The organism is Pseudomonas mangiferae, assembly GCF_007109405.1.
GTDB lineage: Bacteria > Pseudomonadota > Gammaproteobacteria > Pseudomonadales > Pseudomonadaceae > Pseudomonas_T > Pseudomonas_T mangiferae.
Genome location: NZ_VJOY01000006.1, coordinates 239,043 through 260,800, shown reverse-complemented (window position 1 = coordinate 260,800; position 21,758 = coordinate 239,043). Strand labels below are relative to the sequence as shown.

The following is a 21,758-nucleotide window of genomic DNA, read 5'->3' as shown; positions in this document are numbered from 1 at the left end:
TCGATCAGCAGGATGTTGGCTGGCGCCAGGACACCTGCGGGAATCGTTGGAGAAATTGGCGAACCGCCCGGCCTCGCAGGGGCATGCGGGCCAGGCGGCCAGGCGTCAGGGCTGGAGCTGCAGCGCCTCGTCCTGGATGAGCTTGTCCAGCAGCTTGCTGCGGTTATCCAGCATGAACTGCACGAAGACCTGCTCCTTGAGCGCGAACCTCACCACACCCGGAAGCAACGCGTAGACGACACGCGCCAGCTTCTCCACGTTGGCGTCTTCCTTCAGGGCCGCGAGCGAGGCTTCGCCGGTCTTGCTCTTGAGCAGGGGCAGAACCTTCGACTTGTTCTTCTCGATGGCGACGGCCACATAGGACATGATCTTGTCGGTCGCCTTGGAGTCCCCGACGCTCGACGCACCCTTGTCCTTGTCGTCGCCTTTGTCCTCGCCCGGGTTCGTTTCAGCGGCGGCGAGTTCGGGCTCGGCTTCCGGTACGTCGTTCACATTCACGACGGGCTGATCTGCATTGTTCTCCATGCCTATGGGCTCCTTGGTACTCGACTCGACGATGGCGTTGGCGTGAAAGGCCCGGTAGCCGGGCTTCCGGAAGGTCCGCATCATAAGCGAAAGTCATTTGGCCATCAGAGCGGAATGGGTGGCGTGCGTCACATCCTCGCCATTGCCGCCCCGGCCGCTCGTTCCTTCAGTCTGCGTCTTTTCCATTCGATAGAACTGCATCTGAATGGCGCTCGAACCATCGCCAATGGTTTGGGTGTCATCCGTTTGGCCCCTCCCACTCAGGGACTCCTGGATCGCGCTCATCAGTGCTCGTTATTCCCTGAATGACAACCGGACCCTCCATCGACAATTCATGGAGGGAAGATTGAATCGGGGACTGGGTCATCAATAAAACCGCAGACGTTCTACTGGCTCGATGACAGGGCGCCCAGGGAAGCGGATGCCAGGCAACCTGGCACGATCCGTGGGATGGCTGTCATTGTCGCCAACCCCGGCGAGGGGCAGACTGCCGGACATCGCCACGAGGATGCCGCCATGGAGCCCACCCGGACCATTGCCTGCCTGATCTACCCGGACGTCATGAGCCTGGACGTCAGCGGCCCGCTGCAGGTCTTCGCCTCGGCCAACGTCGAATTGCAGCGCCAGGGACGCGGGGCCCTCTACCGGTTGCGGCTGCTGGGCGAGATCGCGGGGCCGGTGGCCACCTCCGCCGGTTTCCAGCTGGTGGCGGACCAGGCGTGGTGCGAGACCGCCCCGGCCACCCTGGATACGCTGCTGATCCCGGGTGGCGCCGGGGAATCGGCGCAGCGCGAGAACGCCCCGCTGCTGGCGTGGCTGCGAGACGCCGAGCCCGAGGTGCGACGCCTGGGATCGGTCTGCTCCGGCGCGCTGATCCTGGCCGCGGCGGGCCTGCTGGACGGCCACCGCGCCACCACCCACTGGTCCGACCTGGACGCCCTGCGTGGCCACCCGCAGGTCCAGGTGGACGGTGACTGCCTGCACACCTATGACCCCACGGGCCGCCGGGGCGATGCCCACCTGTTCACCTCAGCCGGGGTGACCGCCGGCATCGACCTGGCGCTGGCCCTGGTGGAGCACGACCTGGGACGGCCGATCGCCCTGGCGGTGGCCCGACGCCTGGTGATGTTCCTGCGCCGCCCCGGCGGCCAGGCCCAGTTCAGCGCCCTGCTGGCGCCGGAACCGCAGCGCACTCCGAGGCTGCTGGGCCTGCTGGAATGGATGGGCCAGAACCTGGCCGCCGACCTGTCCCTGGAGACCTTGGCGGAGCGTGCCCACCTCTCCAGCCGCAGCCTCTCGCGGCTGTTCGCCCGGGAACTGGGCATGGGGCCGGGTCGCTACGTGGAACGCATGCGCCTGGAGGCGGCCCGCCTGCTGCTGCAGGACAGCGGCGCTTCGGTGGCCACGGTGGCGCGCCTCACCGGCTTCCGCCACCCGGAGAACCTGCGCCGGACCTTCCACAAGCACCTCTCGGTAAGCCCCCAGGACTACGCCGACCGCTTCGCCTGAACCACGCCCCGCCGGTACCGGCGGGCGAGCGTACCGCCCTGCCCCGAACCCCGCGCCGGCCATGGCCGGCGCCCTGCCCTGGAGCCCGCTATGCTGCTGCGCCACCCTTCGATTCGCCTGCTGTTCGTCGCCCAGGCCCTGTACTGGAGCTGCTCGATGATCGGCGTGACCCTCACCGCCCTGGTGGGGATGCAGCTGGCGCCGCTCAACGGCCTCGCCACCCTGCCCCTGGCGCTGCTGGTGCTGGGCAACCTGCTGGCGGCGCAGCCGCTGTCGCTGTTCATGCAGCGGCGGGGGCGACGTGCCGGGCTGAGGCGGGGCGCGCTGGCCGGCATCGGCGGCGGCCTGGTCTGCGCCCTGGGGGTGGCGGCCGCCAGTTTCCCGCTCTTCGGCCTGGGTTGCCTGCTCATCGGTGGCTACCAGGCCTCGGCCATGTACTACCGCTTCGCCGCCCTGGAGTCGGTGGCCGAGACCCAGCGCGGTCGGGCGGCCGCCTGGGTGGTGGGCGGCGGCGTGTGCGCCGCCCTGGTCGGCCCCGACCTGGCGCTGTGGGCGAAGGATGTCCTGCCGTTGCCCTTCGTCGGCGCCTACCTGGCCATCGCCGTGCTGGCCGCCGCGGCGTGGGCGTTGCTGGGCCGCCTGCCCGACGGCACCGCCCCGGCGCCCGCCGGGGGTGGCTGGCGGACCCTGGCCGCGCTGCTGGCACGACCGGCGGTGCGCGGGGCGATGGCCATCACCGCCATCGGCCACGGCCTGATGATCCTGGTGATGAATGCCACGCCCCTGGCCATGAACGCCTGCGGCTTGCCCCTGCACACCAGTGCCGACGTAATGCGCGGCCACATGCTGGGCATGTTCCTGCCGGCCTTCGTCGCCGGCCCGCTGGCGGACCGCCTGGGCGGTCGGCGGGTGGCTTTGCTGGGCAGCGTCGTGCTGCTGGCGAGCGCCGCGATCGCCCTGGGCGGGTCTACCGCCACCCATTTCCTGCTCAGTTCGGTCTGCCTCGGGCTGGGATGGAACCTGATGCTGGTGGCCGGCACCACCCTGCTGGCCCGTGCCCATCGCCCCGAAGAACGCGGCCATGCCCAGGGCCTGATGGAACTGGGCAACGGCCTGGTGGCGGCCTGCGCCTCCTTCGCCGCCGGGGCACTGATCGGAGGGGCCGGCTGGAACGCCATCAATCTGCTCATCCCGCCCCTGGTCCTGTTGGCCTGGCTGATGCTCGCCGCTGCCCGGCGCGAGACGCCAGCGGCCGCCTGAACCTCGCCGGTGCCCGCCCGAGCGGGCACCGGGCAAAATCCCTTCCTCCATCGTCGCCCACGCGGCCTGCAACGCAGGCCAGCGTCCGGCCGCCCCCACGCCTCTCCCCTCACTTTGCAGCAGGCCGCCCGCCGCCTCGCAACCAACCGGTCATCCGCCGAACCCGAACCCTTGCGCATGAGGGTTCACGCGCTTGTCATGCACGCGTCCCACTGAGGGCCCGCGGAGGGAACCGCCATTCGCCTCATCGGGGTCAATGGCCCACCACGAGGCACAGGCATGCATGCGAATGACAGGGTACAAGCCAATCTGCTGCGTTATAGCTCCCTGCTGGAACGATCCGAACTGCTGGGCGGCACGCCCACCGACCTCATCCATCACGTGGCCGTCCACAGCGTGGAACGGCACCTCACCGACAAGGAAGTACTGTTCCTCAAGCAGGACCCGGACGACTTCATCGGCTTCGTCCTCACCGGCCGGATCTACACGGTGCTCTACGGCCCGGACGGCCGCGAGCTGATCATCAACGGCATCGGCCCCGGCGGCGCAGTGGGCGAGACCGCCTTGATCGAGCCCAGCGTGCGTGGCACGTCCGCCTATGCCTGCGGCGCCACCCGGGTGCTGATGCTGGCGAGGCGGCACCTGGGTCCGCTGCTGGACAACCCGGCGTTCCTCGGCAAGGCGCTGCGGCTGCTCAGCGCCCGGCTGCGGGAAAGCTCCAGCTTCGTCGAGACGGTCTGCCTGCACCGACTGGAGTCACGCCTCGCCCGCTACCTGCTGGCGGGGCTGGGGGGCGACCCGTCCGGGCACGCCTGCGCGTCGCTGCCCACCAACCAGAGCATCCTCGCGGCGATGCTCAATGCCAGCCGGCCGAAGCTCAACGCCCAGCTGCAGAGCTGGAAGCGCGAGGGGCTGATCAGTTGCCAGAGCGATCGCATCCTTATCAACGACCTGCCGCGCATGCGACGCATGGCCGCCTTGCCGCTGTGAAGGGGATGTCACCCAGGTAACAGAATCGCCGCGGTCGCGCCCCACAGACTGCCGCCTCCACTGGCTTACAAGGAGGTAGCGACATGGGCGATATCAACCCGGCGGGCGACGCGCTCGCGGTCATCGACCAGGTATTCGAAGCGAGCTGGCGCGCGGCCCAGCCCAACCTGCGGCGCCGCGCCCGGCGGCTGGCACGGGGCAACCCGGACCGGGCGGAGGAATGGCTGGCCAGCACCGCGCTCAAGGCGCTGCTGTTCATGCGCCGCTCCCCCGAACGCATCCGCGACCCTCAGGGCTTCCTGTTCCTCGTACTGGAGCACGTCTACCTGGACAGCGTGCGGCGGCGGCAGCGGGAAGAACGGCTGTTCGACTTCAGCATCGACCTGCAGGACGACTCCCAGGAACGTTTCCCGGCACCTCATTCGGTGCTGGAAAGCCTGGAGCGCCAGGAACAGCTGAGCCTCATCGAGCGGGCCCTGACGCGCCTGCCGGCGGCGCAGCGCCAGCTGTTCGAACTGCGCTTCATCGAGGAGCGGCCCTACGCCGACATCGCCGTGGAGCTGGGCGTCACGCCGATCCTGGCGCGCAAGCGGGTGCAATTGCTGCGCCATTCCCTCCACGCCGCCACCGGGCGCTGAACGCGCATTCACGAACCGAAGGCCCCCGCGTTCCCTTCTGACGAGCGCCCACTCCGGCGCGCTCGGCAGGGCACGCAATCCAGCCTCCCAAGGAGAGACCCATGGCAGATAACACGGCAGTCAACGCCCAGGTGACCGACGCCGTCACCCAGACCAACGTGAAAGTGGTCGCCGAGGCCCCGGCCCAGGCCATCGCCTCGCTCTACCAGGTCGCCAGCCACTCGGCCGGCCTGTCGTTGCAGAACGCCGTGCACAACCAGCATGCCCTCAACCAGATCTCCACCGCCGTGGTCTCCAAGGCGGTGTCGATGATCATGGCCATCCCCGACAAGCCCTGACGGCCACGGCCGCCCGACTCCCTGACAGCAGGAGCGCCCCTCGATGTTCGGCTTCGGCAAGAAACGTACCCTCACCCGCAACGTTCCGGCCCCGGCACGGGAAGAACCGCTGCCGCCCCCGGCGCCCGCGTCCGACGGCCACCGGGAAGCCGGCGACGAGCCGCTGGCGGACCCGCGCCCGGCGGAGGCGGCCGCGCAACCGGCGACGCCCGCTCCGAGCCCGGCGCCCGCCCCAACACCCACACCCACACCCACACCGACGCCGACGCCGACGCCGACGCCCGACCCGGTGACGCTGCCGCGCCGGCCCTCGGCGCTGGCGGCGATGAACGAACGCATGCTGCAGAAGCTGGATGCCGCCGCGCCGGACAGCAGCGCGCTGAACAGCCAGATCGTCCAGGCCGTGCAGCTGACCAACACCGAGACCGCCAGCTACGCACCGTCCCAGATCGCCACCGCGCCGGACATGATGATCAGCCAGGCGGCGGGCCTGGTGGCGCAGTCCGCGGCCGCCTACTTCGACGGGGTGAGCAAGCTGGCCCTGGCCAGCCAGGCCATTTTGCTCAAGCAGATGACCGAGAACATCGCTGCGGATAAACCGGTCCAGGCCGCCGAGGATGCCCTGGGCGCCTTGGCAACCGACCTGCTGATGGGGGCCGCAGCAGCGGTCGCGGCCGCCGCCGGGGCCCTGGAGGCGGACGCCGCCGGCTTCGCCATCGACAAGATCGACCAGAGCATCGCCCGCTACGCCGACACCCTGGCCAACCGCCAGGGTGGCACGCCCTGACCCGTCGCGGGTCGCGTCCGCCCTTCACGAGGAGATCGTCATGTCCTTCACCGACAGCGGCCTGGCCGCCAGCATGAGCACCCTACTGGTGGAGAACCAGGTAATGAGCCGCGAGCAGTTCGCCAGCCTGTTGCAGGAACCCAGCGACCTGCGGGTTCGCCTGACCCTGGCGACACGCCAGCTGCGGGCCTTCGACCAGTACTGGCAGGCGCTGGGCGTCTGGCTGGAGCTGCACGGCGGCGACCCTCGGGAGACTCGCGGAACCCGGGTGCCGGGGCGCGCGGATGGCCAGCCGCAGACGCTGCTGGAGCGCTCCTTGTACGACGACGCCTTTCTCGACGTCGCGCGCACCATCGGGCGGCCGCGGTTCGACCCGGTGAGAGCCGTGACCAATCACCTGCGTTTCATCGCCAACCGACGCTGACACGCCGCGTCGGCGTCCGGCACCCGCTCCGAACCCAGCCCTGGCCGCTCGCCACCCGAGCGGCGCGGGCACCTGCGCCCGAGAGGAATGACCCATGGCCTATTTCACGCTGAACACGGAGGTGGGGTTTCCCGCCTACCCGTTCGACTTCCACAGCCACTTCGCGGGCATCCTGCCCGTGGAAAGCGACGTCAGGTGGAAACCCGCTTCGTTCACGTTCACACCGAAGTCCTCCTCGGACAAGCACGCCACCCTGGATACAGGCCAGGAGCTGTCGCTGGTCGGCCTGCTCATTCACGAAAACCCCAAGGACTACGGCCAGCCTACCGTCGAAGAGAAACGCCAGGCGGCCCACTACCACCTCTTCGACCTGGCGCTGGCGCGCATGATGGGACCGAAGAACCCGTTCCGCGCCTATGACAAAGACGCCTACCTGCGCGGCGAATGCGCCGCCGAGAGCGTTTACCTCGCCTGCGTGATTCTCCTGCGCCGCTTCGGTCTGTGCGTGACCCACCTGGCCATCGAGCGTCCGGACGTCTACCAGACCACTCAGGACCTGTTGCGCGACCTCACCAAGCGGGACGAACGGACCGGCCAGCTGGTGCGTTACTTCAACCGCAAGATCTGGAGCGCCAACAAGTACACCCCGTTCGACGACGCCTACTGGATGCGCGGCGCGATCCGCGACCTGTATCCCCTCGCGTTCGCCGTGATGACCGCGGGCTATCTCTACGGGGAAGGCATCACCCATACCCAGACCGCCACCGGGGCGGACGAGATCCCGCTCCTGAACGACCTGTTCGTCCAGTTCAACCAGGCCTGGAAGACCCACTACACCCTGCTGGCCCATACCGCCCACGGCTACACCACCAAAAAGCTGTTCGCCAAGGACCTGGATACCCTGATCGACCTGTTCGAGCAGCGGACGGAAGGCGCCTTCCCCTATGCGACCCTGGTCGGCCTCGACCTGCTGGGCATGGAAACCGCAACGGGCTTCTACGCGGAGTTCTTCAAGGTGTTGCAGGACAACAGGGCGGTCTTCGAGGCCTATCTCGAGAAACCGGTGATACGCCAACAGAAAGTCGTACTGCACATCCATTGCGGGGAAGGCACGGGCGTATCCAACAACAACCGCTCGCTATGCGGCTATTTCCTGCGCAATTCCAGCCTGATCGACCCCGCGCAGTTCTACCCGGCACTGGTCGACCATGCCTACACCAGCTACCGCAATACTCTGCAGGAAGCCGATGCCAAGGCCCGGGAGCGCGGGCATGCGCCGCACCGCAAGCAAAAGGCCAATCCCGTGGGCGAGCTGTTCGACGAGCTGTTCCATGACAGCAGCCTCACGGTGGGCGGGCTCCAGGTGCAGCGCTTCGACATCACCAGCGCGACGACCCAGAGCCTGGTCGCCTACTACGCCCGCAGCAACATCATGAACCTGTGCAATGCCCTCGAAGTCGAGCCCGGCCAGTCGGTCATCAAATCGACAAGCCCGTTCACCGTCCGCATCGGCCATGGCTACTACTACCGCAACTACGTGGCGGCCCGTTTCCCCCAGGTTACCTTCGACACCAACCTGGGGAGCAACTTCATCACCGGGGCGTCCGGCCTGTTCGACTCGGCCAATGCCTACCGCCTCAACCGCGGCCTGCGCCACCTGAACGGCTACGTGGACACCGACACCCTGGAGGCCACCACCACGGCCATTTCCTACCTGAATCCCGAGCGGATGACCGTGGCTCAGCTGACCTACCTGCACGACATGTCATCCCGGCAGGAACCCGACGACAACGATAAGGAGATTTTCCATAACGTAGCCGGGCGTGATGTACCGGAGTGGGTGAAAAAGGTGCTGCAGGGCTTCTTCTTCCATCAGATCCATCTCTGCGAAATCACCGGCAAGACGAAGCAGGACAACTACATCCGGTATCGGCTCTACCGCACCCTCTTCGCCATCGTCCTTAACTGGCGCTCCTACCTGCTGGGCGCCGACGGCCAGGGCGTGGAGCACTCCAACGTGCAGGACGAGGCGGTCCGCATGACGCTGCTGCTGGCCTACGCCCTCTACCGGGACCGGGAGAGCGTCCCCCACAAGCCGCTGGAGGCCCTTTATAGCTTCCTCATCGAACTTGCCAAGGCCTACTGGCGGATCACCCTGAACGACATTGAGATCGGCGACAGGGACGAACCGAGGGTGGTCTTGAAGCGCTTCGAAGGCTTCGAGTCGCCCGACTCGGTGGTGCTGATCCGCACGGAGCGCCACCATGACTGACGACTTCCTCGACTACCTGCTGCTCAGCGAGTCGGACCCCGCCGAAACGCCAGCCGCCCCTTCGCCCACCTGCCCTGCGCCCCCACCGGCCGACGTCTCGCCGGAGCTGTTGAAGCAGGCACGCGCCCAGCATCCTAGACTCGGAGAGGCCGATCTGCTTCGCCTGATCGGCCTGATCCGGTTGTTCAACTGATCCACCAGGCCGTACCCCCCAATCACCGGAGAACCCCCATGAAGGAAGAACTGGAAGAACTGAAGAGCCGGGTCAATACCCTGCTGGCCGAGTGCCTCGCCCAGTGGCAGCAGGCGCTCAACCACGACCAGCCGGAATCCACCGTCGGGCAGCTGGCGCAATTGGCCATGCAGCTCAGCGCGGTGCGCAACGCGCTGTACTCCAGCGTGGTGCTGTGCCCGAGCAGCATTCCGCCCTCCACCAATTACTGAGACGAACGGGCGCGGTCTCCCCGCGCCCTCTCCTTTCCAGCGGTGCGTCCACACCCGCGGCGCCCGCCTCCGCCAGGAGCCGCCATGGACGCCCCCGAGCTGAACGAAAGCCTGAACGAGCTGGCCCAGAACTGGCTCAAGCGCCCCTTGACCGAACAGGAGCGCCAGCACCTGCTGGCCTTCCAGCGCAGCCTGCGCGACCAGACAAGGCAGCGCGACCCCGCTGCCCAGGCGCGCCGCCAGGCCGAAGAAACCATCGAGGAGGGCCGGCAACGGACCCGCGACTCCATCGCCGACGTCCTGCGCACTGTCCGGCAGGCCTCCAGCGAGGCCCTGCAGGCTCAGCAGAACGGCGAACAGGCGCTGCTGCAGGCAGTGGAAGCCGCTTCGTCCCTCGCCGACCTGCGTCCCTCGAACCTGAACCCCGGCGCCCCCGGCGGCACCAGCCAGATCGTCATGAGCCAGATCGCCGACCGCCTGGCCAACCTGGTGAAGAGCGAAGTGCAGCAGTGCTTCGAGCAGAACTTCGGTTCCCTGCGGCGCCAGCTGGAAAGCGCCCTGGCGGTGTTGCAGGAAACCAACCGCAGCGCCGGCTCGCCCGACCCGGCCACAGCACCGAATCGCCGCGGCTGAGAGCGGCGCATTCGCTCGCCTGCCAGGCCGGTCGGCAGGCTTGGGGCGGCACCATCGACCTGGTGCCCGCCCCAAGCCTCGTCATGCAGACAGGCGGGCGTTGACCCGTAGCCCCACTCAATCCCGCGGTACGCACCAGTTACAGCCTCGCGTAAGGCTAGGGCCGCACGAAGCGGCTCCGCGCCCGAGTAATCGCGCCTGCCCACGCGATTCATCCATCGCCTCGCTATCGTGGGCTGGGGGGCCGTGCCCGGCGCCCCAGCTTGCCGTTCCCTGCTCGATGGCATTGTTTCTGGTGCCTGGTGCCTGGTGCCTGGTGCCTGGTGCCTGGTGCCTGGAAACGGATGGCGTCGAACCCGCGATGTGCGAGAAAACGATTTATCGCGTCATCGCCCCCGCCTTTCCCTGCCCACCTCTGGTCAGGTGGCAGTACGCCATCATCCATAGCCGCTACGCTCGAATCATGCGGCGCACCCAGGTGCTCTCCTTCCACCACATTCACATCGCCGAGTTCGGCTCGTTCCCTCCATCAGCACGACATGAGTCGTGTCCAACCAGAAGGGAGTTCAATCATGGCGTTTCCGAACAGCGTCAACGAGCAGGTCACCGATGCCGTGACCCAGTCCAACGTCAAGGTGGTGGGTGAAGCGCCGGCCATGGCCATGGGCTCGATCTACCAAACCATGGCTCATTCCACCGGCATCCTCTTCCAGAACGCGGTGTCCGCCCAGCAGCAGCAGAACACCCTGGCCCAGGCCGCCGCCAACATGGGCGTGATGCAGGTGTACAGCGTGGATACCTCTGCCGACGCCGGTGCGTCCGAGAAGATCGGCCAGTTGGGGGTCGCCGACAACCTCACCAGCCTGCTGACCATCCTGCGCTCGTTCCAGTCCTAACGGCCGCGTCCACTGATCGCCAAGGAGAACATTCATGGCTTTTGTAAGTGCTCAAGTCACCGATGCCGTCACCCAGTCCAACGTCAAGGTGGTGGGCGAGGCGCCCGCCATCGCGCTGGGTTCCATCTACCAGACCATGGCCCATTCCACCGGCATCCTCTTCGAGAACGCCGTATCCGCCCAGCAGCAGCAGAACGCCCTGGCCCTGGCTTCGGCGAACATGGGCGTCATGCAGGTCTACAGCGTGGACACCTCCGCCGATGCGGGTGCGTCCGAGAAGATCGGCCAACTGGGGGTCGCCGACAACCTCACCAGCCTGCTCACCATCCTCAACTCGTTCCGCTCCTGACGCGCGCTTCAACTTCCTTTTCAGCACCCACTTTGAAGGCGGCCCTAGGGTCGCCTTCGTTTTATCTGGCGCAACATGAGCCAGATTCATGCAGACCGCTGACCCGGTCGGGGCGTCCGAGGCTTTGCTATCATCGCGCCTCTTCGCACGTCTCGCTTCCAGGTATTCCATGTCCGATCGCAGCGCTCGCCTCCAGGCCCTCCAGCACGCCCTTGCGGCGCGCATCCTGATCCTCGACGGCGGCATGGGCACCATGATCCAGAGCTACCGCCTGGAAGAGGCCGACTACCGGGGCCAGCGCTTCGCCGACTGGCCCAGCGACGTCAAGGGCAACAATGACCTGCTCCTGCTGACCCGTCCCGACATCATCCAGGCCATCGAGAAGGCATACCTGGACGCCGGCGCGGACATCCTGGAAACCAACACCTTCAACGCCACCCGTGTCTCCCAGGCCGACTACGGCATGGAAGAGATCGTCTACGAGTTGAACGTGGAAGGCGCGCGCCTGGCGCGCCAGGTGGCGGACGCCAAGACCGCGGAAACCCCGGACCGCCCGCGCTTCGTCGCCGGGGTACTCGGCCCCACCAGCCGCACCTGCTCCATTTCCCCGGATGTGAACAACCCCGGCTACCGCAACGTCACCTTCGACGAACTGGTGGAGAACTACAGCGAGGCCACCCGCGGCCTGATCGACGGTGGCGCCGACCTGATCCTGATCGAGACCATCTTCGACACCCTCAACGCCAAGGCGGCCATCTTCGCCGTGCAGGGGGTGTTCGAGGAGGTGGGCCTCGAACTGCCCATCATGATCTCCGGGACCATCACCGACGCCTCCGGCCGCACCCTGTCCGGCCAGACCACCGAGGCGTTCTGGAACTCGGTGCGCCACGCCAATCCGATCTCCGTGGGCCTGAACTGCGCCCTCGGCGCCAAGGAGCTGCGTCCATACCTGGCTGAACTGGCAGCCAAGGCCGGCACCCAGGTGTCCGCACACCCCAACGCGGGCCTGCCCAACGCCTTCGGTGAGTACGACGAAACCCCGGCGCAGATGGCCGAGGTGGTCGAGGAGTTCGCGGCGTCGGGCCTGTTGAACATCATTGGCGGTTGCTGCGGCACCACCCCGGGGCATATCCAGGCCATCGCCGAGGCGGTCGCCAAGTACCCGCCCCGTGCCATCCCGGACATCCCCAGGGCCTGCCGCCTGTCCGGCCTGGAGCCGTTCACCATCGACCGGCAATCGCTGTTCGTGAACGTCGGTGAACGCACCAACATCACCGGCTCGGCCAGGTTCGCCCGCCTGATCCGCGAGGAGAACTACACCGAGGCCCTGGAAGTCGCCCTGCAGCAGGTGGAAGCCGGCGCCCAGGTGATCGACATCAACATGGACGAGGGCATGCTGGACTCGAAGGCGGCCATGGTCACCTTCCTCAACCTGATCGCCGGCGAACCCGACATTTCCCGGGTGCCGATCATGATCGACTCCTCCAAGTGGGAGGTGATCGAGGCGGGCCTGAAGTGCATCCAGGGCAAGGGCATCGTCAACTCCATCTCCATGAAGGAAGGTGTCGAGGCGTTCATCCACCACGCCAAGCTGTGCAAGCGCTACGGCGCCGCCGTGGTGGTGATGGCCTTCGACGAAGACGGCCAGGCGGATACCGAGGCCCGCAAGACCGAAATCTGCGCCCGCTCCTACGATATCCTGGTCAACCAGGTGGGCTTCCCGCCGGAAGACATCATCTTCGATGCCAACATCTTCGCCGTGGCCACCGGCATCGAGGAGCACAACAACTACGCGGTCGACTTCATCAACGCCTGCGCTTACATCCGCGACAACCTGCCCTACGCCCTGAGCTCGGGCGGCGTGTCCAACGTGTCCTTCTCGTTCCGCGGCAACAACCCGGTGCGCGAGGCGATCCACTCGGTGTTCCTCTACTACGCGATCCGCAACGGCCTCTCCATGGGCATCGTCAACGCGGGCCAGTTGGAGATCTACGACGAGATCCCCGCCGAATTGCGGGAAAAGGTCGAGGACGTGGTGCTCAACCGCTCCCCGGACGCCACCGAAGCGCTGCTGACCATCGCCGATCGCTACAGGGGCGGCGGCGCCACCAAGGAAGTGGAGAGCGAGGAATGGCGCTCGCTGCCGGTGGGCAAGCGCCTGGAGCACGCCCTGGTCAAGGGCATCACCACCCATATCGTCGAGGACACCGAGGAGTGCCGGCAGCAGTGCGCCCGGCCCATCGAGGTGATCGAGGGCCCGCTGATGTCAGGGATGAACGTGGTGGGTGACCTGTTCGGCTCGGGCAAGATGTTCCTGCCCCAAGTGGTGAAGTCCGCCCGGGTGATGAAGCAGGCGGTGGCGCACCTGATCCCGTTCATCGAGGAGGAGAAAGGCGACAAGCCCGAGGCCAAGGGCAAGATCCTCATGGCCACGGTGAAGGGCGACGTCCACGACATCGGCAAGAACATCGTCGGCGTGGTACTGGGCTGCAACGGCTACGACATCGTCGACCTCGGCGTGATGGTGCCGGCGGAGAAGATCCTCCAGGCCGCCCGCGAGCAGAAATGCGACATCATCGGCCTCTCCGGGCTGATCACGCCGTCCCTGGATGAAATGGTCCACGTCGCCCGGGAAATGCAGCGCCAGGACTTCCGCCTGCCGCTGATGATCGGCGGCGCCACCACCTCCAAGGCCCATACCGCGGTGAAGATCGAGCCGCAGTACCGCAACGACGCGGTGGTCTACGTCACCGACGCTTCCCGGGCCGTGGGCGTGGCCACCCAGTTGCTCTCCAAGGAACTGAAGACAGGCTTCGTCGAGCGCACCCGCGCCGACTATGTTGAAGTGCGCGAGCGCACCGCCAGCCGCAGCGCCCGTACCGAACGCCTGGGTTACCTGCAGGCGGTGGCCAACAAGCCGGCCTTCGACTGGTCCACCTACCAGGCGCCGACCCCGACCTTCACCGGCGTCCGGATACTGGACGACATCGACCTCGCGACCCTGGCCGAGTACATCGACTGGACCCCGTTCTTCATTTCCTGGGACCTGGCCGGCAAGTACCCGCGCATTCTCACCGATGACGTGGTCGGCGAAGCCGCCACCGCCCTGTTCGGCGACGCCCAGGCGATGCTGAAGAAATTGATCGACGAGAAGCTGATCAAGGCCCGGGCGGTCTTCGGCTTCTGGCCCGCGAACCAGGTGAACGACGACGACCTGGAGGTGTATGGCGAGGACGGCGCGACCCTGGCGACCCTGCACCACCTGCGCCAGCAGACCATCAAGCCGGACGGCAAACCCAACCTGTCCCTGGCCGACTTCGTCGCCCCCAAGGACAGCGGTGTCACCGACTACGTGGGGGGCTTCATCACCACCGCCGGCATCGGCGCCGAGGAAGTCGCCAAGGCCTACGAGGCCAAGGGCGACGACTACAACGCCATCATGGTGAAGGCCCTGGCCGATCGTCTCGCTGAAGCCTGTGCCGAGTGGCTGCACGAACGGGTACGTACGGACTACTGGGGCTACGCCCGCGACGAGCACCTGAGCAACGAAGAGCTTATCAAGGAACAGTACAAGGGCATCCGCCCCGCCCCCGGCTACCCGGCCTGCCCCGACCATACCGAGAAAGGCACCCTGTTCCACCTGCTCGACCCCGAAGGCGACAGCGGCGTAACCCTCACCGAACACTACGCCATGTTCCCCGCCGCCGCCGTCAGCGGCTGGTACTTCGCCCACCCCGAGGCCCAGTACTTCGCCGTGGGCAAGATCGACAAGGACCAAGTCGAACGCTACTCGACCCGCAAACGCCAACCGCTGGACGTCAGCGAGCGTTGGCTGGCGCCGAATCTGGGGTATGAGAATTAGAAATACGACATTGAATCAGGATGAATTAGCCACGCGGTTCATCCTGGTTCAAGCTGATGTAGACGCTTCCTGGACGCTCGAAATCACTCCGATATGAATCTAATCAACGCACATCTGGCAAGCACTCGCCGCAGCCGATCCATCAGCTCTTTCGTTGGGCGTTTGTTAACCACTGTCTATCGACAGAAACAGGATTTTTTCTAAAAACTTGTTTTACTCCGGAAGCACTAATTCAAGGTTTTGACGGCCGTCAGCTAGCAGTATGGAGTTCTTTTTTCCGTCGGTCACGCTAACCTACTAGGTTCTGTACGAAACGTGCCTGCGCATCGGTGATGCTGCGTTAAAAACAGGCTCAGAATGCTCATTTACAGCACGTAAACTCCGCTTCTTCGCCTGTTTTTGCCTTGCCTGACCTTCGCTCGACGACTTTTCGTACAGAACCTAGATTATATTTTTCAGCTTGGTTAATGGACCCTGTCGCATGGGATGCTCTGCCTTTTAGCGATTAGAGCCTTGGGCTGTTGGAAGCGTCTTGCTGTAAATGCCCTGCAGATTAGTGATGGTCACATGGGTGTAGATTTGGAAGTATCAACGCTGGCCAGCGGATCATATTAAAATCCCAGCCCCACAAACGTAGGCGCCGCCTCAACCTAAACACTGTGCTGGTCAAGGTTTACATTTAAAACCGAAAAAATTCGAACCCCCTACTAGGGAGATCGACACGGTAGGTGACTCACTAAAGCAGAGAAATGTAGCACTAAAACCTAGAGCAGACCGTAACGCCACATTCAGTACAGGATAAAACCCTACAAACCTATTTTTTCCTTTCTATTAGCCTGAGTTCTTCATCAGACTCGAGGTAATGAATTAACCCTATCTCTTGAGTAAGTATAAGAGCACCCGTACTTAGATAGGCCCAGTCTTCTGCAGGATAGCCTTTTGAAAATGATCCTGCCTCAATAATGCCAACCACTATTCCGGCGCCGCTGCTGCCAAGCTGAACAGTGTCACCGAGCTGCATTTCTTCGCCAGTCGTATATTTCATATTCGCCTCAATTTATGAATGGCTCTACTGGCACTGCCCCAAATGGGAGCTGCGCTGGCTTCAAGACATAGTTTTGTTTTTGCCAGAAACATTGGCAGTTATTTGGGTTTTGGTTTGCGACGAACATGTTGTGGTGAGAGCCATAGACGCCATGTTGCATTTGGCCGTCAGGGATCACATCAAGCGGCCTGTACCCGAGCGTCCCGACAGGGACAATGCCGCTCGCAGTTCTGCATGGTGGGCAGTTCTTAGGACAATTCTCGGTTTTCGTTTCGGTACTACTGCTGGCTCCGCCTTGGGCGGTCGTTGGGCTGAGCCCTATTGGTACTGCTCCACCACCGACTGTCGGGTCAATGCCACCTGATTGCTGAGCAGTATTGTTAGCATTATTGATAATGGCCGCCCCAATTATTGTCACCGCTGTAACGGCTAGGGCTTCAACCACTATTACATTTTTCCCCTTGGGATCAGAGTATCGAAGTGGGTTGGCTAAGGCATATCCGTAGGTATTCAACCCCCCGCTCAACCCAATCGGATCGCTCTCCACATAGCGCCCGGTCTGCGGGTCGTAGTCGCGGAAGTAGTTGTAGCGCAGGCCGCTTTCGCTGTCGTGGTACTGCCCGGGAAAGCGCAGGTTGATCTGCACGCCGTCGGCTGCCACGGGGGTGCCGTTACCGAAGGCATCGGACTGCCATTGCCAGACGATCTGCGGGGCGGCGCTGGTGTCGGTGGCCAGGCGCGGGGTGTCGAGGTGGTCGCTGTGCAGGTACACCAGCCGCGGGTTCACGGCCATGCCGTGGATGTTGAAGCTGGCCCAGCGGCTGGCCAGGGGTATGCTGTCCAGCCACAAGTAGGCCTGGCTGCGCAGTTTGCGGCCGGTGGCGTCGTAGCGGGTTTCCCCCAGCAGTTGGCCCTCGGCGCCGTAGAGGTAGACATGGATGCCCTGGGCCGTGAGCTTGGCCACGCGCTGGCCGAGAGCGTTGTAGCGGTACTCGGCGACGGACTGGCCGTTCAGGTTCACCTGTTTCAGGCGGCCTTGTTCGTCGTAGCCCAGCAGGCGGCTGGCGCGGTCCTGGGTCAGGCTACCAGTCTCGTCGCTGGTCACCGCCTGGCTGCCGATGGCGGTCAGCCGGTTGCTGTCGCTGGCGTAGCGGTAGGCGGTGCGAGCCTTGGCCTGGGTGGCGAGCACGGTCTCGGTCTTGTCCAGCCGGTTGCCCACGGCGTCATAGCCATAGGTGCGCTGGCGTTGGCCATCGCGCTCCTCGGTGAGCCGGTCGAGGGCGTCGTAGGTGTAGTCCAGGGTGCCCCACAGGCTGCTGGTGATCTGTTCGATGTTGCCCTTGGCGTCGTGGCGGTAGTCGCTCTGCCAGGGTCCGACCTGCTGCCGCAGCAGCTGGTAGTCCTGGTCATAGGTACGGTCCAGGGCGATGCCATTGCCCCAGGCCAGGTGCTTGAGCGGGCCGAAGGGCAGGTAGGCGATGTCCCGGGCGATGACCGTGGGGGCGCCACCGTCCACCGAGAGGGTTACGCCGCTCACCTGGCCGGCGGCATTGCGGGGGTAGTTCACCGCCAGCCCGTCCGGGTAGTCGATGCGGACAAGTTGCCCCACCGGGTCGTAGGCATAGCCCAGGCGATCCTGCAGCAGCAGGCCGCCCACGTTGAGCTGCCGGGTCTGCTCCACCAGCCGCCCGTGTTCGTCGTAGCGGTAGTCCAGCCGACCACTGCCGTCCTCCACCGCGGTGAGGTGGCCGATGCCCTTGTTGCCGTTGTCGGTCAGGTCGTAGAGGTAGTGGACGTCCAGGGCCGGGTTGGACGGGTGGTGCTGTTCCACCAGGCGGTTCAGTGCGTCGTAGCGGTACTGGGTGAGGTTGCCACGGGCGTCGGTCTTCTCCAGCACATTGCCCGCCTCGTCGTGGAGGTAGCGGGTGGTGCCGCTGTCGGGGCTGACCAGGGCGGTGAGGTTGCCCAGGCCGTCGTACTCGTAGCGGGTGGTGACGCCCCGCGGGTCGCGCACCTGGGTCAGGTTGTCCTGGGCGTCGTAGTCGAAGCCGGTGACGCCCCCCAGGGGATCACGGTGGCTGGCCAGACGATCCAGCGGATCGAACGCCTGGCTGTGCTCGAAACGCTTGGGATCGGTCTCGCCGACCGGGTTGTCATTGAGGTCGTAGCGGTAGCCATGGGTCTGCCCGCCGGCCCCTGCCGACCGCAGCAGGCGCCCCAGTTCGTCGTAGGCCCAGGCCTGCTGCTGCACCAGGGTACCGCTGGCGTCCTTCATGCGCTGGGCGGTGCGCTTGCCCATGACGTCGACGTCGTACTCGATGCGCTCGCCCAAGTTGTTGGCAATGGCCACCAGCCGCCGAGCGTCGTCGTAGGTATAGGCCAGCCAGCTGCCGTCGGCGCGGGTGAGCCGGGTGATCTGGCCCACGGCATCGTAGTCGAAGCGGGTGGTGCTGCCGGCGGTGGTCACCGAGGCCAGCCAGCCGTCGATGCCGGTGTAGGTCAGGGTGCTGACCACCCCGTTGGGGTCCACCAGGCGGCCTGGCTTGCCGCGGTCGTCGTAATCGCCCAGGGTGGTGACGTGCCCAAGGGCGTCGGTCACCTGGGTGAGGTTGCCCTGGGCATCGTAGGCGTAGCGGGTGATGTCCTGGACATCGGTGCGCGGGCCGTCGGCCGTCTCGACCTGGCCCTGGGCGGTGTAGGTGTAGCTCCAGCTGCGTTCGGCTGCGTGGGCGGTGACGAGGGCGCAGGCCAGCGCCAGCGCGCCCAGGCCGGCGCGGAGAATCCGTGGGGACATCGGGTCTTCCTTGTTCAGTGTTCGGTCACGGTGCGGCCGGTCTCGCGGCCCTGGGCGTCGTAGCGGTAGCGGGTGACCCGGCCCGGCTCGTCCACCTGCAGCGGGCGGTACAGCGTCGGGTGCCACTGGGTGGTCACGGTGCGGGCCTGGGGCGTGCCCGCCGCCTCGGTACGCGACACTTCCAGCCCACGCGCATCGTAGTCGTAGGTGGTCAGGTTGCCCTTGTTGTCGCGACGGGTCTTGAGCAGGCCGCGCTCATCGTAAGTAAAGGTGGAGTTGCTGCTCGGGCAGTTGGGTGATGGCTCGCCCTCGATGGCAATGATGCGCTTCACCCCCTGGATCACCTGAAATCGATAGGTGGCCTGCTTGCCGTATTCGTTGGTAACCGTGGTCGACCCATCGGCGTTGTAGGCCAAGGTGACCTTTTCCGCACCGCCAGCATGCTCGCTGGAAATGGCGCGCCCCTGCTCGTCGTAGGCCCAGGTTGCATAGCGGACACCGCGCTCGTCGGTGATGCCTGTTAGGGCGAGATAGTGAATGGGATCCTCATAGTGGTAGGTTTTCTGACTCGGCACATTCGTCACGATACGTGCCACTTGCGCGAGCCGGTTGTATAAATCGTACGTGAACGTGAATTCCTTATCGTCGATCGATACGGAACGAGGCTGATGCCACCAGTCTTCAGTAATAGTCAGTTCTTTCCCATACTGGTTTTTGACGATTACCTTTCCGCCGAGATAGCTGAAGCTCACTGCTTCCTCACCCTCTCCCGCACGCTCCAGTTGACCTGATGCATTGAAAACATAGGTCTTGCCAGGGGCCGAGTAGAGCCATTGATCTCCCTGCTTGACCAAACTTCCCGTTTCGTCCTTCGAGTCGAACCTATCGGCAGTTACAAGCTGATAACGGCTCTGCCGTCCATCTGCGTGGATGAGCACCACCTGCGTCGGCGAGATGACCAGGCGAGTGGAGTAGCCATGAAGCCAAACGCCATCGACACCGTTGTAGTAACGCTCGAACACCAGCCCTGCAGCCGTATTTTTCCCCACATAGTCCACTTCATGCTGGAATTTATTGCCATTGGCGGTGTTGATGGGATTTCCCTGGAAAGACGGGGGCGCATTGCAGGAGAGATTCGGATCGCCTTTTCCACCATCCGAACTTGGCACCTTGGGATCTTCGCACTCGCCTGTAGCGGTATTATAGGACAGCCCGATTTCACAACCGTCGCCGCCTCTAAAGATACTATTGTCCCAATCGACTCGATAATCCATCCAAGGACGCCAAGCGTTAATGACACAGCTGAACCGATTGTCTGATATACGTCTAACGCCCTTAAGCTGGCTATCAGGCGCCATATATATACCTGCTTCGTTAAAAGCTTTGTCACACGAGGCCTTCGGAGTAGGACCTACGAAGGTAGCGCCACTCCCTAGTGTCGTGATCCAAAAAAAAGGCTCAGCGAAAAGCTCATGAGAAACCAATAACGAAAAGAATATGAAAGCGAGTCTAGCCACGAAAACCTCCCTGTATAATTGACGCGATCATAATCCAGACAGACGGATACCGCCAAAATCACTTCGCCATTTTTGTGAACCAGATCGCAACACCTAAACCAAACAGCTTGGCTTTTTAGTACTTAAATTTTTAACTACATAAAAACCATCAAACACTACCACTTAATAAATCACATTACGCTGCGTCCCCAAACAGGGAGCACACTGATCCAAAATTTTCACCGCCAACTTCACCAATCAAATGCTCCTCATTAAATCGGCAACGCATTCATACCTCGCAAATTCCGCCTCAACTGTACGGCCTGCTTTACCCAACTCAAAATTTTCTGAGCAAGCCCGAGTACAATTTAAATACTGTGCCTCTTCATAGCCTGAATGAGCACTCACCATCGCCTCGCCCGTGATAGCATCCGCGCCCCATGCGTATTCAAGACGTCCACCGCCAGCTCGCCGACCTCGGCGCCAAGCCGTTGCATATCGGCCGGATCGACCGTGCCTGGCTCAAGGGGCTTCCCCTGGATACCGGTACCCGCAACCAGCAGGCCCAGGACTTCCTGCCCCTGAGCGTGCGCGAGGGGTTGCCGGTGTTGTCCGGCACCCTTGAGGGCCTGGTCCGGTTGCGTTCGGAGCATCCCGGGCTCGATGGCTCGGCGCGGCTGCTGGTGGAACTGGCCGATGGGCAGACCGTGGAGAGCGTGCTGCTGCCCCGGGACGGCCTGTGTGTGTCGACCCAGGTGGGCTGTGCCGTGGGCTGCGTGTTCTGCATGACCGGCAAGAGCGGCCTGCTGCGCCAGGTGGGCAGCGCCGAGATCGTCGCCCAGGTGGCCCTCGCCCGGCGTTTCCGCCCGGTAAAGAAGGTGGTGTTCATGGGCATGGGCGAACCGGCCCACAACCTGGATAACGTGCTGGAGGCCATCGACCTGCTGGGCCGCGAAGGGGGCATCGGGCACAAGAACCTGGTGTTTTCCACGGTGGGTGATCGGCGGGTGTTCGAGCGCCTGCCCGAGGAGCGGATCAAGCCGGCCCTCGCCCTGTCGCTGCACTCCACCCGCGCCGACTTGCGCCGGCAACTGCTGCCCCGCGCGCCCCACATCGACCCGGATGAACTGGTGGACCTGGGCGAAGCCTATGCCCGGCGCATCGGCTACCCCATCCAGTACCAGTGGACGCTGCTGGACGGGATCAACGACAGCCAGGAGGAACTGGACGGTATCCTGCGCCTGCTCAAGGGCAAGTACGCCGTGATGAACCTGATCCCTTATAACAGCCACGAGGCGGACACCTATCAGCGCCCGCCCGGCGAGCGGATCGTCGAGATCGTGCGCTACCTCCACAGCCGCGGCGTGCTGACCAAGGTGCGCAATTCGGCGGGCCAGGACGTCGAGGGCGGCTGCGGCCAGCTGCGCGCCCGCGCCCAGGACGGCGTCAGCGTCGCGCGGAAGGCACCCCGGCTGATCGGCCGGTTCGGGGCCTGA

The 21,758-nt window shown here is 64.6% G+C and carries 20 protein-coding genes; 15 read left to right on the top strand and 5 right to left on the bottom strand.

Translation table 11 applies throughout. The features are described 5' to 3' along the window. Positions 1–105: 105 nt before the first annotated feature. Positions 106–525: a hypothetical protein gene (locus FM069_RS10685; RefSeq protein ID WP_143488283.1), complete on the bottom strand. Its 420-nt coding sequence runs from the start codon at positions 523–525 to the stop codon at positions 106–108. A 93-nt stretch (positions 526–618) separates the two neighbouring features. Beyond that, positions 619–810 carry a hypothetical protein gene (locus FM069_RS10680; RefSeq protein ID WP_143488282.1) on the bottom strand — a complete coding sequence of 64 codons (192 nt, stop codon included), beginning with the start codon at positions 808–810 and terminating at the stop codon, positions 619–621. Between the two features lie 231 nt (positions 811–1,041). Between FM069_RS10680 and FM069_RS10675 the strand changes: the two genes are divergently transcribed. From FM069_RS10675 to metH, 14 genes are all read left to right on the top strand, one after another. Then, positions 1,042–2,034 (top strand): GlxA family transcriptional regulator, encoded by a 993-nt coding sequence (locus FM069_RS10675; RefSeq protein WP_143488334.1) that lies wholly within the window; start codon positions 1,042–1,044, stop codon positions 2,032–2,034. A 90-nt stretch (positions 2,035–2,124) separates the two neighbouring features. Continuing rightward, positions 2,125–3,294: an MFS transporter gene (locus FM069_RS10670; protein ID WP_143488281.1), complete on the top strand. Its 1,170-nt coding sequence runs from the start codon at positions 2,125–2,127 to the stop codon at positions 3,292–3,294. Between the two features lie 279 nt (positions 3,295–3,573). Further along, positions 3,574–4,284 carry a Crp/Fnr family transcriptional regulator gene (locus tag FM069_RS10665; RefSeq protein ID WP_143488280.1) on the top strand — a complete coding sequence of 237 codons (711 nt, stop codon included), beginning with the start codon at positions 3,574–3,576 and terminating at the stop codon, positions 4,282–4,284. Positions 4,285–4,367: 83 nt separating this feature from the next. Further along, positions 4,368–4,922, top strand: a complete 555-nt coding sequence (locus FM069_RS10660; RefSeq protein WP_143488279.1) for an RNA polymerase sigma factor — start codon at positions 4,368–4,370, stop codon at positions 4,920–4,922. Positions 4,923–5,023: 101 nt separating this feature from the next. After that, on the top strand, positions 5,024–5,260 hold the full coding sequence (locus FM069_RS10655) for a RebB family R body protein (RefSeq protein ID WP_143488278.1): 237 nt from the start codon (positions 5,024–5,026) through the stop codon (positions 5,258–5,260). A 43-nt stretch (positions 5,261–5,303) separates the two neighbouring features. Next, complete coding sequence (locus tag FM069_RS21850) at positions 5,304–6,047, top strand: hypothetical protein (RefSeq protein WP_233282019.1); 744 nt, start codon at positions 5,304–5,306, stop codon at positions 6,045–6,047. A 40-nt stretch (positions 6,048–6,087) separates the two neighbouring features. Then, positions 6,088–6,471 (top strand): hypothetical protein, encoded by a 384-nt coding sequence (locus FM069_RS10640; protein WP_143488277.1) that lies wholly within the window; start codon positions 6,088–6,090, stop codon positions 6,469–6,471. A gap of 94 nt (positions 6,472–6,565) precedes the next feature. Further along, positions 6,566–8,743: a hypothetical protein gene (locus tag FM069_RS10635; RefSeq protein WP_143488276.1), complete on the top strand. Its 2,178-nt coding sequence runs from the start codon at positions 6,566–6,568 to the stop codon at positions 8,741–8,743. Then, positions 8,736–8,936, top strand: a complete 201-nt coding sequence (locus FM069_RS10630; protein WP_143488275.1) for a hypothetical protein — start codon at positions 8,736–8,738, stop codon at positions 8,934–8,936. Before FM069_RS10635 ends, FM069_RS10630 begins: the two co-directional genes overlap by 8 nt. Positions 8,937–8,974: 38 nt before the next feature. Beyond that, positions 8,975–9,187 carry a hypothetical protein gene (locus FM069_RS10625; protein WP_143488274.1) on the top strand — a complete coding sequence of 71 codons (213 nt, stop codon included), beginning with the start codon at positions 8,975–8,977 and terminating at the stop codon, positions 9,185–9,187. Positions 9,188–9,271: 84 nt separating this feature from the next. Next, positions 9,272–9,820: a hypothetical protein gene (locus tag FM069_RS10620; protein ID WP_143488273.1), complete on the top strand. Its 549-nt coding sequence runs from the start codon at positions 9,272–9,274 to the stop codon at positions 9,818–9,820. Positions 9,821–10,392: 572 nt separating this feature from the next. Next, the gene (locus FM069_RS10615) at positions 10,393–10,716 is read left to right on the top strand and encodes a RebB family R body protein (protein ID WP_143488272.1); all 324 of its coding nucleotides are present in this window, start codon (positions 10,393–10,395) and stop codon (positions 10,714–10,716) included. A 34-nt stretch (positions 10,717–10,750) separates the two neighbouring features. Then, positions 10,751–11,065: a RebB family R body protein gene (locus FM069_RS10610; protein ID WP_143488271.1), complete on the top strand. Its 315-nt coding sequence runs from the start codon at positions 10,751–10,753 to the stop codon at positions 11,063–11,065. 169 nt (positions 11,066–11,234) lie between these two features. Further along, positions 11,235–14,927 carry a methionine synthase gene (gene metH, locus FM069_RS10605; RefSeq protein WP_143488270.1) on the top strand — a complete coding sequence of 1,231 codons (3,693 nt, stop codon included), beginning with the start codon at positions 11,235–11,237 and terminating at the stop codon, positions 14,925–14,927. An 814-nt stretch (positions 14,928–15,741) separates the two neighbouring features. Here the strand turns inward: metH and FM069_RS10595 are convergent. From FM069_RS10595 to FM069_RS10585, 3 genes are read right to left on the bottom strand one after another with little or no spacing between them, the layout of a single operon-like run. Beyond that, the gene (locus FM069_RS10595; RefSeq protein WP_143488269.1) at positions 15,742–15,972 is read right to left on the bottom strand and encodes a hypothetical protein; all 231 of its coding nucleotides are present in this window, start codon (positions 15,970–15,972) and stop codon (positions 15,742–15,744) included. A 7-nt stretch (positions 15,973–15,979) separates the two neighbouring features. Next, complete coding sequence (locus tag FM069_RS10590) at positions 15,980–18,766, bottom strand: RHS repeat-associated core domain-containing protein (protein ID WP_143488268.1); 2,787 nt, start codon at positions 18,764–18,766, stop codon at positions 15,980–15,982. Positions 18,767–18,780: 14 nt separating this feature from the next. After that, a complete protein-coding gene (locus tag FM069_RS10585; protein WP_178106713.1) occupies positions 18,781–20,040 on the bottom strand; it encodes a DUF6531 domain-containing protein in 1,260 nt (419 codons plus the stop codon). 662 nt (positions 20,041–20,702) lie between these two features. Here FM069_RS10585 and FM069_RS10580 point away from each other — a divergent pair. Beyond that, a complete protein-coding gene (locus tag FM069_RS10580; RefSeq protein WP_143488266.1) occupies positions 20,703–21,758 on the top strand; it encodes an RNA methyltransferase in 1,056 nt (351 codons plus the stop codon).

Bases quoted from the DNA above. Each gene is read 5' to 3' on its own strand.
- FM069_RS10670 (WP_143488281.1), top strand. From the start codon at position 2,125: ATGCTGCTGCGCCACCCTTCGATTCGCCTGCTGTTCGTCGCCCAGGCC.
- FM069_RS10615 (WP_143488272.1), top strand. From the start codon at position 10,393: ATGGCGTTTCCGAACAGCGTCAACGAGCAGGTCACCGATGCCGTGACC.
- FM069_RS10595 (WP_143488269.1), bottom strand. From the start codon at position 15,972: ATGAAATATACGACTGGCGAAGAAATGCAGCTCGGTGACACTGTTCAG.
- metH (WP_143488270.1), top strand. From the start codon at position 11,235: ATGTCCGATCGCAGCGCTCGCCTCCAGGCCCTCCAGCACGCCCTTGCG.
- FM069_RS21850 (WP_233282019.1), top strand. From the start codon at position 5,304: ATGTTCGGCTTCGGCAAGAAACGTACCCTCACCCGCAACGTTCCGGCC.
- FM069_RS10685 (WP_143488283.1), bottom strand. From the start codon at position 525: ATGGAGAACAATGCAGATCAGCCCGTCGTGAATGTGAACGACGTACCG.
- FM069_RS10655 (WP_143488278.1), top strand. From the start codon at position 5,024: ATGGCAGATAACACGGCAGTCAACGCCCAGGTGACCGACGCCGTCACC.
- FM069_RS10680 (WP_143488282.1), bottom strand. From the start codon at position 810: ATGAGCGCGATCCAGGAGTCCCTGAGTGGGAGGGGCCAAACGGATGAC.
- FM069_RS10585 (WP_178106713.1), bottom strand. From the start codon at position 20,040: ATGGATTATCGAGTCGATTGGGACAATAGTATCTTTAGAGGCGGCGAC.
- FM069_RS10620 (WP_143488273.1), top strand. From the start codon at position 9,272: ATGGACGCCCCCGAGCTGAACGAAAGCCTGAACGAGCTGGCCCAGAAC.
- FM069_RS10590 (WP_143488268.1), bottom strand. From the start codon at position 18,766: ATGTCCCCACGGATTCTCCGCGCCGGCCTGGGCGCGCTGGCGCTGGCC.
- FM069_RS10665 (WP_143488280.1), top strand. From the start codon at position 3,574: ATGCATGCGAATGACAGGGTACAAGCCAATCTGCTGCGTTATAGCTCC.
- FM069_RS10610 (WP_143488271.1), top strand. From the start codon at position 10,751: ATGGCTTTTGTAAGTGCTCAAGTCACCGATGCCGTCACCCAGTCCAAC.
- FM069_RS10640 (WP_143488277.1), top strand. From the start codon at position 6,088: ATGTCCTTCACCGACAGCGGCCTGGCCGCCAGCATGAGCACCCTACTG.
- FM069_RS10635 (WP_143488276.1), top strand. From the start codon at position 6,566: ATGGCCTATTTCACGCTGAACACGGAGGTGGGGTTTCCCGCCTACCCG.
- FM069_RS10675 (WP_143488334.1), top strand. From the start codon at position 1,042: ATGGAGCCCACCCGGACCATTGCCTGCCTGATCTACCCGGACGTCATG.
- FM069_RS10625 (WP_143488274.1), top strand. From the start codon at position 8,975: ATGAAGGAAGAACTGGAAGAACTGAAGAGCCGGGTCAATACCCTGCTG.
- FM069_RS10580 (WP_143488266.1), top strand. From the start codon at position 20,703: ATGCGTATTCAAGACGTCCACCGCCAGCTCGCCGACCTCGGCGCCAAG.
- FM069_RS10630 (WP_143488275.1), top strand. From the start codon at position 8,736: ATGACTGACGACTTCCTCGACTACCTGCTGCTCAGCGAGTCGGACCCC.
- FM069_RS10660 (WP_143488279.1), top strand. From the start codon at position 4,368: ATGGGCGATATCAACCCGGCGGGCGACGCGCTCGCGGTCATCGACCAG.